13 protein-coding genes are annotated in these 14999 nt (G+C 73.2%); 11 read left to right on the forward strand and 2 right to left on the reverse strand.

Annotated features, from left to right (window positions below; genetic code table 11):
- The first annotated feature begins 24 nt into the window (after positions 1–24).
- The 3 genes from alc (at position 25) to ACZ4EG_RS06400 (ending at position 2409) form a co-directional block, all read left to right on the forward strand.
- Positions 25–1164, forward strand: coding sequence for an allantoicase (gene alc / locus ACZ4EG_RS06390; RefSeq protein ID WP_467789979.1), 1140 nt, complete (start codon positions 25–27; stop codon positions 1162–1164).
- 94 nt (positions 1165–1258) lie between these two features.
- Entirely contained in the window at positions 1259–1885 is a 627-nt protein-coding gene (locus ACZ4EG_RS06395; protein WP_467789761.1) for a dihydrofolate reductase family protein, read from the forward strand.
- Between the two features lie 128 nt (positions 1886–2013).
- Entirely contained in the window at positions 2014–2409 is a 396-nt protein-coding gene (locus ACZ4EG_RS06400) for a guanyl-specific ribonuclease (RefSeq protein WP_467789762.1), read from the forward strand.
- Between the two features lie 61 nt (positions 2410–2470).
- Here the strand turns inward: ACZ4EG_RS06400 and ACZ4EG_RS06405 are convergent, their stop codons facing one another.
- Positions 2471–2671 carry a hypothetical protein gene (locus ACZ4EG_RS06405; RefSeq protein ID WP_390707197.1) on the reverse strand — a complete coding sequence of 67 codons (201 nt, stop codon included), beginning with the start codon at positions 2669–2671 and terminating at the stop codon, positions 2471–2473.
- Between the two features lie 170 nt (positions 2672–2841).
- Between ACZ4EG_RS06405 and ACZ4EG_RS06410 the strand changes: the two genes are divergently transcribed.
- The 3 genes from ACZ4EG_RS06410 to ACZ4EG_RS06420 all read left to right on the forward strand — a co-directional run bounded on the left by ACZ4EG_RS06410 (position 2842) and on the right by ACZ4EG_RS06420 (position 6175).
- Positions 2842–4107, forward strand: a complete 1266-nt coding sequence (locus tag ACZ4EG_RS06410) for a sensor histidine kinase (RefSeq protein ID WP_467789763.1) — start codon at positions 2842–2844, stop codon at positions 4105–4107.
- Between the two features lie 91 nt (positions 4108–4198).
- Complete coding sequence (locus tag ACZ4EG_RS06415) at positions 4199–4915, forward strand: response regulator transcription factor (protein ID WP_467789764.1); 717 nt, start codon at positions 4199–4201, stop codon at positions 4913–4915.
- 75 nt (positions 4916–4990) lie between these two features.
- A complete protein-coding gene (locus tag ACZ4EG_RS06420) occupies positions 4991–6175 on the forward strand; it encodes a cytochrome P450 family protein (RefSeq protein WP_453557488.1) in 1185 nt (394 codons plus the stop codon).
- A gap of 42 nt (positions 6176–6217) precedes the next feature.
- Here the strand turns inward: ACZ4EG_RS06420 and ACZ4EG_RS06425 are convergent, their stop codons facing one another.
- Positions 6218–7240: a Gfo/Idh/MocA family protein gene (locus ACZ4EG_RS06425; RefSeq protein WP_453557486.1), complete on the reverse strand. Its 1023-nt coding sequence runs from the start codon at positions 7238–7240 to the stop codon at positions 6218–6220.
- Positions 7241–7369: 129 nt separating this feature from the next.
- Between ACZ4EG_RS06425 and ACZ4EG_RS06430 the strand changes: the two genes are divergently transcribed.
- From ACZ4EG_RS06430 to ACZ4EG_RS06450, 5 genes are all read left to right on the forward strand, one after another.
- A complete protein-coding gene (locus tag ACZ4EG_RS06430) occupies positions 7370–8107 on the forward strand; it encodes a GntR family transcriptional regulator (RefSeq protein WP_453557640.1) in 738 nt (245 codons plus the stop codon).
- 120 nt (positions 8108–8227) lie between these two features.
- Positions 8228–9373, forward strand: a complete 1146-nt coding sequence (locus ACZ4EG_RS06435; RefSeq protein ID WP_453557484.1) for an ROK family glucokinase — start codon at positions 8228–8230, stop codon at positions 9371–9373.
- Positions 9370–9951: a sugar kinase gene (locus ACZ4EG_RS06440; protein ID WP_453557482.1), complete on the forward strand. Its 582-nt coding sequence runs from the start codon at positions 9370–9372 to the stop codon at positions 9949–9951. Before ACZ4EG_RS06435 ends, ACZ4EG_RS06440 begins: the two co-directional genes overlap by 4 nt.
- Positions 9952–10048: 97 nt before the next feature.
- A complete protein-coding gene (locus ACZ4EG_RS06445) occupies positions 10049–12910 on the forward strand; it encodes a DEAD/DEAH box helicase (protein ID WP_467789765.1) in 2862 nt (953 codons plus the stop codon).
- Positions 12907–14862, forward strand: coding sequence for an SWIM zinc finger family protein (locus ACZ4EG_RS06450; RefSeq protein WP_467789766.1), 1956 nt, complete (start codon positions 12907–12909; stop codon positions 14860–14862). The genes ACZ4EG_RS06445 and ACZ4EG_RS06450 overlap by 4 nt, the downstream gene beginning before the upstream one ends.
- Positions 14863–14999: the final 137 nt, after the last annotated feature.

The following is a 14999-nucleotide window of genomic DNA, read 5'->3' on the forward strand; positions in this document are numbered from 1 at the left end:
GCGGCCGACTCCCGAAAGGAACACCTGATCACCGTGACGGCACAGCGTCCATCTGATCCGGCCGGCTTCACCGGCGACGCGAACCCCTACGGAGGCGGTGACCCGTACGCGGACTACCGCACCGCCGACTTCCCCTTCACCCACCACGCCAACCTCGCCGACCGGCAGCTCGGCGCCGGTGTCATCGCCGCCAACGACGAGTTCTTCGCCCAGCGGGAGAACCTGCTGGTGCCCGAGCGGGCCGAGTTCGACCCCGAGCACTTCGGGCACAAGGGCAAGATCATGGACGGCTGGGAGACGCGCCGCCGCCGCGGGGCCTCGGCAGAGCACCCCTGGCCCACCGCCGAGGACCACGACTGGGCGCTGGTCCGCCTCGGCGCGCCCGGTGTCGTACGGGGCATCGTCGTCGACACGGCCCACTTCCGCGGCAACTACCCGCAGGCGGTGTCGGTCGAGGGCACGTCCGTACCGGGCGCCCCGTCCCCGGCGGAACTGCTCGGCGACGACGTGAAGTGGACGACCCTCGTTCCCCGCACGCCCGTCGGCGGCCACGCGGCGAACGGCTTCGCCGTCTCGGTCGAACAGCGCTTCACGCATCTGCGCGTCAACCAGCACCCCGACGGAGGCATCGCGCGCCTGCGCGTGTACGGCGAGGTCGTGCCCGACCCCGCGTGGCTGGAGGCGCTCGGCACCTTCGACGTGGTCGCCCTGGAGCACGGCGGCCGGGTCGAGGACGCCTCCGACCTCTTCTACTCCCCGGCGACGAACACCATCCAGCCGGGCCGCTCGCGCAAGATGGACGACGGCTGGGAGACGCGCCGCCGCCGCGACCAGGGCAACGACTGGATCAGCTACCGACTGGCCGCCCAGTCCCGGATCCGCGCGATCGAGATCGACACGGCCTACCTGAAGGGCAACAGCGCCGGCTGGGCGTCGGTGTCCGTGCGCGACGGCGAGAGCGGTGACTGGCGCGAGATCCTCCCGCGCACCCGCCTCCAGCCCGACACCAACCACAGGTTCGTCCTGCCGGACCCCGCCGTCGGCACGCACGCGCGCGTGGACATCTTCCCCGACGGCGGCATCTCCCGCCTGCGCCTGTTCGGCTCCCTGACGGAGGCAGGAACCGCCGCCCTGGCCGCCCGCCACCAGGAACTGGGCGGCTGATCCCGCCCTCGGGCGGGCGGACCGATGAGTTGCGGGTGCGTCCGGGGTCTGCACTGATGACAACAGACCCCACCCCAGGAAGAAGGCACCCGACATGGGCAAGCTCGTCTCCACCATGTTCGTCACCCTCGACGGCGTCTACCAGGCGCCGGGCGGCCCCCAGGAAGACACCAGCGGCGGCTTCGAGCAGGGCGGCTGGAGCTTTCCGTACGGCGACGACGACTTCGGCCGGTTCGTCACCGAGGTCTTCGACCGCGTCGGTGCCTTTCTGCTCGGGCGCCGTACGTACGACATCTTCGCCTCGTACTGGCCGAAGATGACCGACCCCGCCGACCCGATCGCGTCCAGGCTCAACGCACTTCCCAAGTACGTCACCTCCTCGACCCTGACCGCGCCCGGCTGGTCCGGCACCACCGTCATCGGCGGTGACCTCGCCAAGGAGATCACCGCCCTCAAGGAACAGACGGACGGCGAGCTCCAGGTCCACGGCAGCGGAGCCCTCGTCCGCTCCCTGCTGGCCCTCGACCTCGTCGACACGCTCCACCTGCTGACCTTCCCGGTCGTCCTCGGTGCCGGCCGCCGCTTCTTCGAGGAGGGCGCCCCGCCCACCAAGTTCCGGCACGCAGGCGGGCAGGTCACCGCGGCGGGCGTCTCCATCCAGACGTACGACTTCGCGGGCCGCCCCGACTACGGCTCGTACGAGCTCCCGGACAACGCCTAGCGCGCTTGTGGGGAGCGCGTGGGAACCGTGGGTCGCAGGTTAACTCCCTGAAAACTCATCTGACTTGAAGGGAAAATCTTCAACTTTGTCATTGACATGCCACTGTCTACGCGCGTCATCATGAGGCCATGAGATTCCCCCCACGAATCACTCGCATCGGCGCCGCGGGCGCCGTCCTGTCCGCCCTCCTCGTCGGCGGTACGGTCTCCGCCACCACGGCGGACGCGGCTGCCTCGTCCGTCGGCAGCATCTGCCACAGCGACCTGCCCTCGCAGGCGTACACCACCCTGCGGCTCATCGACCAGGGTGGCCCGTTCCCGTACTCGCAGGACGGGGTGGTCTTCCAGAACCGCGAAGACGTCCTGCCCAAGCAGACGACCGGCTACTACCACGAGTACACGGTGAAGACCCCCGGCTCCTCCACCCGCGGTGCGCGGCGCATCGTCACCGGTGAGGAGTACCAGGAGGACTACTACACCGCGGACCACTACGCCACGTTCGACCTGATCGACTTCGGCTGCTGAGCCGGTAGCCGGTAGCCGGTTCCGGGAGAACGGTGCGACCAGCCGGAGGCCGGGCCGGCGCTCAGTCCGGCCTCCGGCTCTCCGCCGCGGCGAACAGCGCGCACGCCAGTACCACCAGGGCGGCGCTCGCGTACACCTCGTAGCCGTCGAGGAAGCCGAGCCGCTGCACGAGACCCACGTGCCAGTGGGTGAACTCGTGCACCAGGCCCAGCACGCCCTGCACCAGGGCGAGGAATCCGATCAGCTCCAGCAGCTTCTTCATGGCACGACTCTCGCCCCGCGGTCTCCCCCCACGCATCGGCCGCGGGGCGAGTCCCGTCCCGCCGGAGGACGGTCCTCGCGCCGGGGCGGATCACCGAAAGTCCATGGCGTCGCGACTTTGGTACGCGATATCGCGCGCGGGGAGACCGCGCGGACTCGCGCTGCGTAGATTTGCCGACCGTGAGCGGTGACGAGCAGGCGCAGGCGCCGCAGGGGTTCGCGGGACGCCGATGGCTGTTCCCGTCCGCCGTGGTGCACGAACTCGACCCGGACGCCGGGGCCTTGGGGCGGCCGCCGCGGCGCACCGCGCGCGACTGGGTCGTCGACTTCACCTGCTTCCTGCTGGCCGTCGCCCTCGGCCTGGCCGCCGCGGACACCCTGCGGCACGACCCCCACACCCCGCATGCGCTGGCCGTCGCGGACCAGCTGCTCGGCGTGCTCGCCTGTGCCGCGGTCTGGCTGCGCCGCCGGTGGCCGTTCGGGCTCGCCGTCGCCATGATCCCCGTCGGCTTCCTGTCGAACACCTCGGGCGGCGCCGCTCTGGTCACCCTGTTCACGCTCGCCGTGCACCGCCCCTTCCGGTACGTGGCCTGGGTCGGCGGGATCGGCCTCGCGCTGATGCCGGGCTTCTACTGGCTGCGCCCCGACCCCGACCTGCCGTACGCGGCCGTCGTCACGTTCACCACGCTGATGACCGTCTCGGTCATCAGCTGGGGCCTGTTCGTCCGCTCCAAGCGGCAGCTCATGCTGAGCCTGCGCGACCGCGCCCGGCGCGCCGAGACGGAGGCGCGGCTGCGCGCCGAGCAGGCCCAGCGTCTCGCCCGTGAGGCCATCGCCCGGGAGATGCACGATGTGCTCGCCCACCGGCTCACCCTGCTGAGCGTGCACGCGGGAGCCCTGGAGTTCCGGCCGGACGCGCCCCGCGAGGAGATCGCCAGGGCCGCCGGTGTGATCCGGGAGAGCGCGCACGAGGCCCTTCAGGACCTGCGGGAGATCATCGGCGTGCTGCGGGCGGGCGACTCCGACGACACCGGCCGCCCCCAGCCGACGCTCGCCGCGCTGGACGCCCTGGTCGCCGAGTCCCGCGAGGCCGGCATGAAGGTCAGCCTCGACAACCGCGTCACCGACCCGGCCGGTGTCCCCGCCTCCGTGGGCCGCACCGCCTACCGCATCGCCCAGGAGGCCCTGACCAACGCCCGCAAGCACGCCCCCGGCGCCGAGGTCACGGTGACCGTCACGGGCGCCCCCGGCGACGGTCTGGCCGTCTCGGTCCACAACCCCGCCCCCGCGTCCGTGCCCCGGCCGGTCCCCGGCTCCGGCCAGGGTCTCATCGGCCTGACCGAGCGCGCGACGCTGGCCGGGGGCCGACTGGAGCACGGGCCCACGGCGGACGGCGGCTTCGAGGTGCGGGGCCGACTGCCGTGGGGCGCGGCGTGACGGCGTGGGGTGCGATTCGCTGCCCTGCAACCGTGATTGGCGGTCCCGCAATCGTGATTCGCCGTCCCGCAACCGTGATTACGTAAGGCACATGACTGCGATCAAACTGCTCCTCGTCGACGACGATCCCCTGGTGCGGGCGGGCCTGTCCTTCATGCTGGGCGGGGCCGACGACATCGAGATCGTCGGGGAGGCAGCGGACGGCAGCGAGGTCGAGGCGGTCGTCGACCGCACCCGGCCGGACGTCGTCCTGATGGACATCCGTATGCCGTCGGTGGACGGGCTCACGGCCACCGAGCGGCTGCGCGGCCGCAAGGACGCCCCTCAGGTCGTCGTCCTCACCACCTTCCATGCCGACGAGCAGGTGCTGCGCGCCCTGCGCGCGGGTGCGGCCGGATTCGTCCTGAAGGACACCCCGCCCGCCGAGATCGTCGAGGCGGTGCGGAGGGTCGCGGCCGGTGATCCCGTCCTGTCGCCCACCGTCACCCGCCAGTTGATGGAGCACGCGGCCGGCACCCCCGCCGACACCCGGCGCTCCCGCGCGCGGGAGCGGCTCGTCGGCCTCAACGACCGCGAACGGGAGGTCGCCGTCGCGGTCGGCCGCGGGCTCGCCAACGCCCAGATCGCCGCCGCACTCTTCATGAGCGTCGCCACCGTCAAGACCCACGTGTCCCGCATCCTGGCCAAACTCGGCCTCAACAACCGCGTGCAGATCGCCCTGTTGGCCTACGACGCGGGACTCCTGGAAGAGGGAGAGGGGCGAGAAGAGGGAAACGAGGGGCACGCCGGCGAGCACCCCGGGCACTAGCCGGGCCGGTCGCGCGTTGTCAGTGCACCGGGACCCGCCCGGAGGACTTCGGGGGATGTCCGAGATGGGGGAGCCATGGGCCAAGTGATCGACCTGGGTGACTTCGGGGACGGGTTCCGCAGGGACCCGCATCCGGTCTACGCGCGCCTGCGGGAGCGGGGTCCCGTGCACCGCGTCCGGCTCCCGGCACCCGACCAGCACCAAGAGACCTGGCTCGTCGTGGGATACGAGGAGGCGCGTGCGGCCCTCGCCGACCCCCGGCTGTCCAAGGACGGCAGCAGGATCGGGGTGACCTTCCTCGACGAGGAGCTGATCGGCAAGTATCTGCTGGTCGCCGACCCGCCGCAGCACACGCGGCTGCGCGGGCTCATCACGCGCGCGTTCACCATGCGCCGGGTGGAGGAACTGCGGCCGAGGATCCAGGAGATCACCGACCGGCTGCTGGACGAGATGCTGCCGCACGGCCGCGCCGACCTGGTGGACGCCCTCGCCTACCCGCTGCCGATCACCGTCATCTGCGAGCTGCTCGGCGTCCCCGAGATGGACCGCACACAGTTCCGGAAGCTGTCCACGGAGGCGGTGGCGCCGACCAGCGCACAAAGCGAGTACGACGCCTTCGTCCGGCTCGCCGAGTACCTGACCGAGCTGATCGACGACAAACGGCGTGCCGGACCGAGCGGCGATCTGCTCGGCGACCTGATCCGCACCACCGCCGAGGACGGCGACCGGCTGTCCCCCGGGGAACTGCGCGGCATGGCCTTCGTCCTGCTGATCGCGGGCCACGAGACCACGGTCAACCTGATCGCCAACACCGTCCTCGCCCTGCTGGAGCACCCCGGCCAACTCGCCGCCCTGCGCGCCGACATGACGCTCCTCGACGGCGCGATCGAGGAGACGCTGCGGTACGAGGGACCGGTGGAGAACGCGACGTACCGATTCGCCGCGGAGCCCCTGGAGATCGCCGGGACGCCCGTCGCGCGGGGCGATACGGTGCTGATCGGTCTCAGTGCCGCCGACCGGGACGCGGCCCGCTGTCCCGACCCCGACCGCTTCGACATCCGCCGCGACAACCGCGGCCACCTCGCCTTCGGCCACGGCATCCACTACTGCCTGGGCGCACCCCTGGCCCGCCTGGAGGCCCGCGCGGCCGTCCGCTCGCTCCTGGACCGTGCCCCCGCGCTCACCCTGGACGGACCGCCCGGCGACTGGCTGCCGGGGATGCTGATGCGCGGGGTGCGGAGTCTGCCGGTGCGCTGGTAGCGGCCGCGGCCCGGCGGGGCGGCCGTTCCCGGCGTACGGCTCTCATCCGAGCGCGGACGCGGCGCCGCCGGGGATCTCCATCAGGCGCACGGGTCTGCGCTCGCGGCGGGACCGCTCGCAGGCCTCGGCGACCCGCAGGGCCTGCAGGGCCTCCCGTCCGTCGCAGGGGTTGGCCCGAGCGCCGTGCAGCACATCCACGAAGGCGCACAGTTCGGCCTCGTACGCGGGGCCGAAGCGCTCCAGGAACCCCGTCCACGGCTTGTCCGCGGCGGGCGGCCCGGTCGGCTCGGTCGAGGCGACCGGCGTACGGTCGTCCAGGCCCACCACGACCGTGTCCCGTTCGCCGGCGAGCTCCATCCGGACGTCGTAGCCCGCCCCGTTCAGCCGGGTCGCCGTCGCCGTGGCCAGGGTGCCGTCGTCCAGGGTGAGGACGGCCGCGCCCGTGTCGACGTCCCCCGCCTCGCGGAACATCGCGGGCCCGGCGTCCGACCCGGTCGCGTACACGTCGACGATCTCGCGCCCCGTCACCCAGCGCACCACGTCGAAGTCATGGATCAGGGTGTCCCGGAACAGCCCACCGGACAGCGGCAGCCACTCGACCGGGGGAGGGAACTGGTCGCAGGTCATCGCCCGGACCGTGTGCAGCCGCCCGAGCCGCCCCGCGCGCACCGCCTCCCGCGCGCCCATGTAGCCCGCGTCGAAGCGCCGCTGGAACCCCATCTGCAGAACCGTCCCGGCCGCGTCGACCTCGCCGAGCGCCTGCAGCGTGCCCGGCAGGTCGAGGGCGATGGGCTTCTCGCAGAAGACCGGGAGACCGGAACGTGCTGCCCGACCGATCAGTTCGGCGTGCGCCGAGGTCGCCGTGGTGATCACCACCGCGTCCACGCCCCACTTGAAGATCTCGTCCACACCCGGCGCGGCCGTCTCTCCCAGACGGTGCGCCAGGGCCTGGGCCCGCGCCGGATCCCGGTCCGTGAGGATCAGCGATCCGACATCGCGATGGCGGCTGAGCGTGTTCGCATGAATGGCTCCGATGCGGCCCGTGCCGATGACCCCGATGCGCATGGAAACAAAGTGAGGGGCGACCCCGCACGCTGTCAATGCGTATGTCCGGACAATCAAACTACACAACTTCCCGTCAACCATTCACAGAGCTACGCTCGGCCCGTGCCGAAACCAGAAGTGGACCCGACCGTGTCGCTCGCCCTCACCGTGGACCGGAGCTCGCCGGTGCCCCTGTACTTCCAGCTGTCCCAGCAGCTGGAGGCCGCGATCGAGCACGGAGACCTCACTCCCGGCAGCCTCCTGGGCAACGAGATCGAGCTCGCCGCACGGCTCGGCCTGTCCCGGCCCACGGTCCGCCAGGCCATCCAGTCCCTCGTCGACAAGGGCCTCCTCGTGCGCCGTCGCGGCGTCGGCACGCAGGTCGTGCACAGCCAGGTCAAGCGACCGCTGGAGCTCAGCAGCCTCTACGACGACCTGGAGGCGGCCGGTCAGCGCCCCGCGACCAAGGTCCTGGTCAACACCGTCGTCCCCGCCTCCGCCGAGGTCGCGGCCGCGCTCGGGGTCGCCGAGGGCAGCGACGTGCAGCGCATCGAACGGCTGCGGCTGGCGCACGGGGAGCCGATGGCGTACCTGATCAACCATCTGCCGCCCGGGCTGCTCGACCTGGACACCGCGCAGCTGGAGGCCACCGGCCTGTACCGGCTGATGCGCTCCGCCGGCATCACCCTGCACAGCGCCCGGCAGTCCATCGGCGCCCGCGGCGCCACCGCCCCCGAGGCCGAGCGGCTCGCCGAGGAGGAGGGCGCCCCGTTGCTCACCATGCAGCGCACCACCTTCGACGACACCGGCCGCGCGGTCGAGTTCGGCGACCACACCTACCGCCCCTCGCGCTACTCCTTCGAGTTCCAGCTGCTCGTACGGTCCTGACGGCCGCCCGGCCGATGACGGCATTCGTCGCAATGTCCGGACAATGCGACGCATACGGCCTCGCGGGCCGTCGCTCCCCCGTACGGCACTCGGGGCGACGGTGAGGCAGAATCGGCCCCGATGAGCACCTACCGCGACCTCACCGCCCCCATCGGCTCCCGCCGGGCCCCGGTGCTGCGCACCGTGGGCACCCGGGAACGCCGCTCTCACCTGACCGCGCCCCGGGTCCCCACCGTGGGGATCGACATCGGCGGCACCAAGGTCATGGCGGGCGTAGTGGACGCCGACGGTAACATCCTGGAGAAGGTCCGCACCGAGACCCCGGACAAGTCGAAGAGTCCCAGGGTCGTCGAGGACACCATCGTCGAACTGGTCCTGGACCTCTCCGACCGGCACGACGTGCACGCCGTCGGCATCGGCGCGGCCGGCTGGGTCGACGCCGACCGCAACCGCGTGCTCTTCGCGCCCCACCTGTCATGGCGCAACGAACCGCTGCGCGACCGCCTCTCCGGGCGCCTGTCGGTGCCCGTCCTCGTGGACAACGACGCCAACACGGCCGCCTGGGCGGAATGGCGGTTCGGCGCGGGGCGCGGCGAGGACCACCTCGTCATGATCACGCTGGGCACCGGCATCGGCGGCGCGATCCTGGAGGACGGCCAGGTCAAGCGCGGCAAGTACGGCGTCGCGGGTGAATTCGGCCATATGCAGGTCGTGCCCGGCGGCCACCGCTGCCCGTGCGGCAACCGCGGCTGCTGGGAACAGTACAGCTCCGGCAACGCCCTGGTCCGCGAGGCCAAGGAACTGGCCGCCGCCGACTCGCCGGTGGCCTACGGGATCATCGAGCACGTCAAGGGCAACATCGCCGACATCACCGGCCCGATGATCACCGAGCTGGCCCGCGAGGGCGACGCCATGTGCATCGAGCTGCTCCAGGACATCGGCCAGTGGCTCGGCGTCGGCATCGCCAACCTCGCGGCCGCCCTCGACCCGTCCTGCTTCGTCATCGGTGGCGGCGTCAGCGCGGCCGACGACCTGCTGATCGGCCCCGCGCGGGACGCCTTCAAGCGCCACCTCACCGGCCGCGGCTACCGCCCCGAGGCGCGGATCACCCGCGCCCAGCTCGGCCCCGAGGCGGGCATGGTCGGCGCCGCCGACCTCGCCCGCCTGGTCGCCCGCCGCTTCCGGCGCGCCAAGCGGCGCAGGGTGGAGCGCTACGAACGCTACGAGCGGTACGCGGCGGCCCGCCGTACCCAGGACACCGCATGACCGCCTCCCTGCCCCGCCAGGCCACGCCGCCGGACGAACCGCACCGCCCGCCCGAGGACCCGCGCCACAAGGCCCGCCGCCGGGCCCTCACCCTGCTGATCATCGTGCTGCTCATCGGGGTCCCGGCGGGCTACCTGGTGATCTCCGCCAACCAGAGCCGCAACAGCGGCAAGGACAAGGAACAGAAGTACTCGGCGACCGGCCTCACCGCGGGCTGGCCCTCGAAGGTGCAGCGCCGGCTCTACCAGGTGCCGGTCCCGCACCCGGCCGACGAGATCGCCTATTACGAGACGAACAACTGGAAGACCAGCCGTCTCTACGTCCAGTTCCGCACCAACAGCGCCGGACTGGACAGCTTCCTGCAGGGCATGCGTGTCGACCGGAACGACCTGAAGAAGGACGACATCGCCATCGGCGCCCGCGACCAGAAGATCACCGGCTGGAACTTCACCGGCCCCGGCCCGTGGTGGGGCATGGCCCACAAGCAGAAGAACCCGGCGCCGACCCAGGACGTGGTCGTGAACCTGGCCGATCCGAACTTCCCGATGGTGTACGTCGTCTCGCGCACGGTGCCCTGACGGGTGGGCTCCGACGGCCGCCGGAGCCGATTGTCAGACCCCGCCCGTACAGTCGAAGACGTCTGATCCGACACAGGGGCAGGAGGTGGCAGGACGTATGAGCGGCACGGCCGCGGTGGCAGGGAGCGCGCGGGGGACCGGGACACCGCGGGAGCCGGTCCCGGTGCGTCTCGCGGCCGTCTATCTGCCCGCCCCCCTGCCCCGCGAGGGCCGCGTCGCCTTCTGGGACCCCGACGGGGAACCACTGGCCGCCGACGCGGAGGTGCCCGCCGCCGACGGCGAGGAACTGACCGTCGTACGACCCCATGGAGCCGGGGTGCGCCGCAGAAAGGTGCCCGCGCTGTCCCTGCCGCTCGACGAGGCCCTCCCGGTGCTCGTGCGGGCCCGCCGCGACCCGGCCGCCCACCCGGCCACGGCCTGCTGGGGCGCGGCCGCCCTGCACGCGCTGCGCCTCGCCGCCCGCGGCCGGCTGCTCCCCGGCCTGACCCCGACCGGGCACGACGCCTGGCGCGCCGGCCCCCTGGAGCCCGACGACATCGCCCATCTGCGCGCGGTGGCGGCGGCCCTGCCCGCCGAGGGACACGCCGTACCCCTGCCCGGCCCCGGCCCGCTGCGGCTGCCCGAGCCGGAAGCGCTGCTGCGCTCCTTCCTGGACGCGGTCGCGGACACCCTGCCCCGCACCCCGGCCGCGCCGTACACCTCCGGCAAGCCCTTCGCCGCCCGCGACCCCCAGCATCTGCCCCATGCCCACGAGTGGGCCGCGGAGGTCGCCGCCGGCATGGACGCGGGCGTGCGGATCTCGCTCCGCCTGGACCTCTCCGCGTACCACCTGTTCGACACCACCGCCGGCGGTAACGGGGCGCGTGGCGCGGGCGCGGCGATCGTCCAGGTGCACAGCCTCGCCGACCCGACCCTGGTGGCCGACGCGGCGGCCTTGTGGGCGGGGGACGCCGACGCGGCGTTCGGGCCACGCTCGCGCGTGGACGCGGCCCTGGCCGTGCGCCGCGCCGCCCGCGTGTGGGCGCCGCTGGACCGGCTCGCCGAGCAGGACGTGCCCGACGTGCTGGCCCTGTCCGAGGACGAGCTCGGCGAACTGCTGGGCGCGGCGGCCACCCGGCTCGCCGCGGCCGGGGTCGCCGTGCACTGGCCCAGGGACCTGGCACACGACCTGAGCGCGGCCGCGGTGGTACGGGCCGCACCGGGCTCGGCGACCGACGGCACCGGCTTCTTCGAGAGCGAGGAACTGCTCCAGTTCCGCTGGCAGCTGGCCCTCGGCGGCGACCCGCTCACCGAGGCCGAGATGGACGAGCTCGCCGAGGCCCACCGCCCGGTCGTCCGGCTCCGGGACCGCTGGGTGCTCGTCGACCCGGCCCTCGTCCGCAAGGCCCGCAAACGCGAACTGGGCCTGCTCGACCCGGTCGACGCGCTCTCCGTCGCCCTCACCGGCAGCGCGGAGGTCGACGGCGAGACCGTGCCGACTGTGCCGGTCGGTGCGCTGGCCGACCTGCGCGACCGCCTGACGGCCGGACTCCGGCCCGCCGAACCGCCCACCGCTCTGCATGCCACCCTGCGCGACTACCAGCTCAGGGGCCTGGCCTGGCTCGACCTCATGACCTCCCTCGGCCTGGGCGGCTGCCTCGCCGACGACATGGGCCTCGGCAAGACGATCACGGTCATCGCCCTGCACCTGAAGCGGGCCCGCACCGAGCCGACGCTGGTGGTCTGCCCGGCGTCCCTGCTCGGCAACTGGCAGCGGGAGATCGCCCGCTTCGCCCCCGGCGTCCCCGTGCGCCGCTTCCACGGCCCGGACCGCACCCTGGACCGCCTGGACGGCGGCTTCGTCCTCACGACGTACGGGACGATGCGGTCGACCGCCGCGCGACTGGCCGGGCAGCCCTGGGGCATGGTGGTCGCGGACGAGGCACAGCACGTCAAGAACCCGTATTCGGCGACGGCCAAGGCGCTGCGCACGATCCCGTCCCCCGCGCGGGTGGCCCTCACCGGCACCCCGGTGGAGAACAACCTCTCCGAACTGTGGGCCCTGCTCGACTGGACGACCCCCGGACTCCTCGGCCCCCTGAAGTCCTTCCGCGCCCGGCACGCGCGCGCTGTGGAGAACGGCGAGGACGAGGAGGCCGTCGCCCGTCTCGCCCGCCTGGTGCGTCCCTTCCTGCTGCGCCGCAAGAAGTCCGACCCCGGCATCGTCCCGGAGCTGCCGCCCAAGACGGAGACCGACCACCCGGTCCCCCTCACCCGCGAACAGGCCGCGCTGTACGAGGCGGTGGTGCGCGAGTCGCTGCTGGCCATCGAGACCGCGGAGGGCATGGCCCGCAGGGGCCTGGTGCTGAAGCTGCTCGGGGCGCTCAAGCAGATCTGCGACCACCCCGCGCTGTATCTGAAGGAGGAGGCGCGCGGCGACGGCCTGTCCGCCCGCTCGGGCAAACTCGCCCTGCTCGACGAGCTGTTGGACACCCTGCTTGCCGAGGACGGCTCGGCGCTCGTGTTCACCCAGTACGTCGGGATGGCCCGCCTCATCGCCTCCCATCTCTCCGCCCGCGCCGTCCCCGTCGACCTCCTGCACGGCGGCACGCCGGTCCCGGAGCGCGAGCACATGGTGGACCGCTTCCAGAGCGGGCGGACCCCGGTGCTCATCCTGTCCCTGAAGGCCGCGGGCACCGGACTGAACCTCACCCGCGCGGGCCATGTCATCCACTTCGACCGCTGGTGGAACCCGGCCGTCGAGGAGCAGGCCACCGACCGCGCCTACCGCATCGGCCAGACCCAGCCGGTCCAGGTCCACCGGCTCGTCACCGAGGGCACCGTCGAGGACCGCATCGCCCAGATGCTGGAGTCCAAGCGCGCCCTGGCCGACGCGATCCTCGGCTCCGGCGAGTCCGCCCTCACGGAACTGACGGACCGGGAGCTGACCGACCTGGTGTCGCTGCGGAGGTCGTCGTGACGTCGGCGAGCGGGCAGCCGCGTCCCGGTGACGTGGCACGCCGGGCACTGCGAGAGGCCCGGGACCGGGCGAGCGCGCTCCGGGAGGGCACCGCCGCGGATACGGCAGAGACACCCGAGAACGCCACCGCGACCGCGAGCGGGGCGCAGCCGACGGGAGCCGAGACCGACGGCCCGGCCGGTACGCAGCAAGCGCCTGCCGTCGCCGACGAGACGCGGCCCGGTGACGTCGCGCGGTCGGCGCTTCGGCAGGCGATCTCCGCCCGGCATGGCTCGGGGGCGGACGCCGATGACGGCGACGGCAATGCGTACGCCACCGCGGAAGAAGCCGGCGGCGACCGGCACACTGCTCACCCCGGGCGTCCCGGCGACGTCGCCCGGGAGGCGCTGCGCGCAGCCCGCAAGGAGGCGGCACAGACCGCGGCGCAGGCCGAGGCACCGGCAACCGATGCGCCACGCCGAGCGCCCTCTCCGCCCCGAAGCGGTGGGACCGGCCACGTCGACCGTGCGCGGGTGGCTCGTGACGTACGGCAGTTGCTCGCGAACGGGTTCCGGATGCCGTCGGCGGCGGCCGACCCGGAGCCCTCCACCGGAGCCTCCCGGCCGACCGCCGACGACGACTCGCTCCCCGACAAACCGTCCCCGCCCCCCGCCACCACCCCCACGCCCCCGCCCGTCCCCCGGACGATGGCCACCCCCCACCGCGACGGCGAACTCCGCCGGACCTTCCCCGCCTTCCCTCCCCGCACGTCGCCGGAAGGCGCCGGGTTCGCCGAGACCTGGTGGGGCAACGCCTGGGTGGACGCGCTGGAGCGGGGCGCGCTCGATGTGAAGCGGCTGGCGCGCGGACGCGGGTACGCGGCGCAGGGACACGTGGACGCCATCACCGTGACGCCCGGCCTCCTCCTCGCCTATGTGCAGGGCAGCCGCCCGCGGCCGTACCGCGTGCAGGTGCGGCTGCGTACGCTCGCCGAGGCCGACTGGGAGCGGTTCCTGGACGCGGCCGCCGACCGGCCCGGCCATATCGCCGCCCTCCTCGACAAGGAGCTGCCGCAGTCCCTCGCCGACTGCGGAGTCCCGCTCCTGCCCGGCCCCGGCGATCTCGAACCGCACTGCAGCTGCCCCGACTCGGGCCACCCCTGTAAGCACGCCGCCGCGCTCTGCTACCAGACGGCACGCCTGCTGGACGCCGACCCCTTTGTGCTGCTTCTGCTGCGCGGCCGCGGCGAGCGAGAGCTCCTGGACGCGCTGTCCCGCCGCAACGCCGCCCGGGCGGCCCGCGCCGCGCAGGAAAAGGGACCCGCGCCCCTGCCCGGCGTACGCGCGGCCGATGCCCTGGCCCCGCGCGAACTCCCGCCCCTCCCACCCCCGTTGCCGGTGCCACCGCACCCGGAGCAGCCCCCGGTGTATCCGGCGTCCCCGGGCGGCCCCGATCCCTTCGCCCTGGACCAGCTGGCGACGGACGCTGCCGCCCGCGCGCACGCGCTGCTCGGCACCGGACGTGACCCGGTCGGCGAGCTGACGCTGTGGCAGGACGCGGTGCGTCTCGCGGCGGCCCGCCCCGGTTCCGGTCTGAGCGCGGGCACCCGCGCCCTCTACTCCTCACTCGCCTCCGCCGCCGGCCGCACCCCGTCCGAGCTGGCGCGCGCGGTCGCCGCCTGGCGGCAGGGTGGCCTCGACGGGCTCGCCGTCCTGGAGGAGCCCTGGGACCCCCCGGCGGGCCGCTTCGACCGCGCCCGGCCCCTGCTCCTGGCCGCCGACCTCCCGGCGTTCCGCCCCTGGCGCAACCACCTCACCCATCCCCAGGGCCATGTCCAACTCCGCCTGGGCCGCGACGGCTTGTGGTACGCGTACGAGTCGGAACCGGGCCGGGACGACTGGTGGCCCCGGGGCACCCCGGACCTGGACCCGGTGGGCGCGCTGACCGGGCTGGGGACACCGGGCGACGTCTGAGGCGCGCGGCACGTCGCCGCACCCGATGAGAAACGCTCCGTGAAGCGGACGTGGAGAATCTTCGCGCGGCCGCCACGACATGGGACGGCTTGCACGCATTCGGACCCCGGCAGGTGAGAGATCGTGAGATGTGAGAG

This window comes from Streptomyces sp. NPDC025638 (assembly GCF_055558775.1).

Coding starts and splice junctions, on each gene's coding strand:
- ACZ4EG_RS06445 (WP_467789765.1), top strand. CDS start 10,049: ATGAGCGGCACGGCCGCGGTGGCAGGGAGCGCGCGGGGGACCGGGACA.
- ACZ4EG_RS06415 (WP_467789764.1), top strand. CDS start 4,199: ATGACTGCGATCAAACTGCTCCTCGTCGACGACGATCCCCTGGTGCGG.
- ACZ4EG_RS06420 (WP_453557488.1), top strand. CDS start 4,991: ATGGGCCAAGTGATCGACCTGGGTGACTTCGGGGACGGGTTCCGCAGG.
- ACZ4EG_RS06435 (WP_453557484.1), top strand. CDS start 8,228: ATGAGCACCTACCGCGACCTCACCGCCCCCATCGGCTCCCGCCGGGCC.
- ACZ4EG_RS06395 (WP_467789761.1), top strand. CDS start 1,259: ATGGGCAAGCTCGTCTCCACCATGTTCGTCACCCTCGACGGCGTCTAC.
- ACZ4EG_RS06405 (WP_390707197.1), bottom strand. CDS start 2,671: ATGAAGAAGCTGCTGGAGCTGATCGGATTCCTCGCCCTGGTGCAGGGC.
- ACZ4EG_RS06440 (WP_453557482.1), top strand. CDS start 9,370: ATGACCGCCTCCCTGCCCCGCCAGGCCACGCCGCCGGACGAACCGCAC.
- ACZ4EG_RS06425 (WP_453557486.1), bottom strand. CDS start 7,240: ATGCGCATCGGGGTCATCGGCACGGGCCGCATCGGAGCCATTCATGCG.
- ACZ4EG_RS06400 (WP_467789762.1), top strand. CDS start 2,014: ATGAGATTCCCCCCACGAATCACTCGCATCGGCGCCGCGGGCGCCGTC.